This is a genomic window from Mesorhizobium sp. M7A.F.Ca.ET.027.03.2.1 (assembly GCF_003999175.1).
Classification (GTDB): domain Bacteria; phylum Pseudomonadota; class Alphaproteobacteria; order Rhizobiales; family Rhizobiaceae; genus Mesorhizobium.
In genome coordinates this window covers 1-2,007 of sequence record NZ_RZOM01001106.1, presented here as the reverse complement: position 1 = coordinate 2,007, position 2,007 = coordinate 1, and the positions used below count along the sequence as shown (strand labels likewise).

The 2,007-nt window shown below is 59.9% G+C and carries 1 protein-coding gene and 1 pseudogene; one reads left to right on the top strand and one right to left on the bottom strand.

Features of this window, described 5'->3' with window-relative positions; genetic code table 11:
- Positions 1-1,185, bottom strand: a pseudogene (locus EN750_RS31730) (hypothetical protein); the annotation flags it as partial.
- Between the two features lie 407 nt (positions 1,186-1,592).
- Here EN750_RS31730 and EN750_RS31725 point away from each other — a divergent pair.
- A complete protein-coding gene (locus EN750_RS31725; RefSeq protein ID WP_127267240.1) occupies positions 1,593-1,799 on the top strand; it encodes a hypothetical protein in 207 nt (68 codons plus the stop codon).
- Positions 1,800-2,007 lie beyond the last annotated feature (208 nt).

Here is a 2,007-nt window from a genome sequence, read left to right as displayed (position 1 = left end):
GTCCTTTACCGCGTGGGCGAGGGCGTCTTCGTCATAGAAAGCCAGGCGGGAGGTATCAAGCCGAGCGGCGACTGCCTTGGCGTCACATTGATCGACCATATCGACGATCGCCTGGTCGCGGCTGACCAGACGCGCGACGAAGCCGGCCTTGCCGATCTCCAGATGCGAACGTCCTGAATCCAGGCGCGCCACCCAGCCCGCTTTCTGGAGCAGCCCGGCATCCGCTGCCCGGATCGGGCGTGGAAAATCCCAGGCGTCGTCGCGGTAGCGATCCCAGGGGCCGGGAACTGCCAACCGCCACAGCATCTCGATTTTTGGCCGCCTTCCGTAGCCATAGTTTTCGTCGAACAGTTGCGTGGTATCGGCTCGAAATATGATCTGCGGCTCTTCCTCGGCCGGCGGCTGGAAGCTCTGGTCCAGCAGAAGCGCATTGTCGACAATACGCGCCATGGGCACCACAGCGTAGGGAAGGTGCGGGTTTCTCTCGATCGCGGACCGTATCCGCTGGAACGCAGAGCCTGTCAGGTAGCAGTTCCCGTCCCAGGGCATCAGCCATTTTGCCCTGCCGCGGGCAATCGCGAGCGCGGCGTTGCGAGCCCCATTGTTGTTCATCACATAGAGGTTCTTGCTGCGGCGGATGTGCGTTTCGTAACGCGCGGACTTTCCCCTCGCCCGGCCCTTCTCTGAGAATCTGAGGTCGCCGGCAACAAGCTGGTCGACGTCCCAGGATATCTTCCGGTATGCATCGAGTTCGAAGGGGATTGTGTGAAAATTCTGGCGGCGGCTTTCGAGCAGGCCGATGATCCGGGCTTCCTCGTCGGTGTCGACTATCCGATTGACGATCCAGAATTTTTCGCAGGCGTCGAAGACCGGTTCGTTGTCCAGAATGAACAGCACGTTGTCGAATGACTGGCCCTTGCGGTGTCGCGGTTCCAGATCATTGCCGATGATCCGGACGAGCATGAAGCTGTCGGCAATCTGCGAGGTCGGCGACGCCGTGTAAGTCTCGCGGGCGGCTTCGATCCGCTTGCCGAGTTCGCGTCGGTATTCAGCGTTCTGCTTTGCGGAAATGAGCGCGTTGCCCAATGTCGACCACGGCGACTGCAATTGCGTGCGCACACGGTTCAGTTCGCGATGTATCTTCGGCCAAGGCGACAGTTTTTCCCTTCTGGACTGTGAACTCATGACGGCACGCAAGGAGACCCGATCACCGCCTCGGGAATGCGCGCAGTTTCGCCAACCATTCCGGCTTCGATCCTGGACCATTTCTGAGTGTGAGGCGACCAAGCCCTGAATTGTCCAACGCGATCAATCATGGAAAACGTCTCTCGCCTGCAATGTTGCGAATGTCCTGTTACGGTTCTGCTGCATCGGTCACGGCAGGTTGCAGGCAACGCCGACAAGACAATGCGATAAATCAAATCCGAAAACCACATAGCATGGCAAATGCCCCGGCATCGGCGATGCGCCTTCACGCGAAGGCAAGCTCGCAAAAAGATTCCGCCGGTGATCGCAATTTTCTTGTGAACCAATTTCTCCCGAGGCGCGACCAAGCGATGTGTCCAAACATGGTCCATCAAGGAGAACGTCTGATGTTTACTGTTTCAAGAAACGTCCTTTTGGCCGCCATCGCCGTTTCGGTGCTGGCCGGCTGCAAGACAACCGCTCCCAGGGAGTGCGACAAGCTGAAGCCCGGCGTCACCTACAACGGCAAATGCTGCGGCATCGGCGAGCCTTGCCGTGAAGGCAAGGGCGGCGGCGACAGGCCGGGAAATACGCCTGATCCAGAGCCGCAATGATCTGATTGCCTGTCGCCCGTCCCGGTCAGCACCGGGACGGGCGCACAGCTTTCCGCGACGGCGTTTGCGTCCGGCGTCCGGTCTGTCAGGACCGGGTTGCGAAACTCGCCGGCGCCGCCCTCGACAATGGCGCAGCGGCAAATGTCAACGTCAGCTTGTGGCGGCCGCATTCGGCCGCCATTGCATCGAATGCATGAGTTATCCGCCC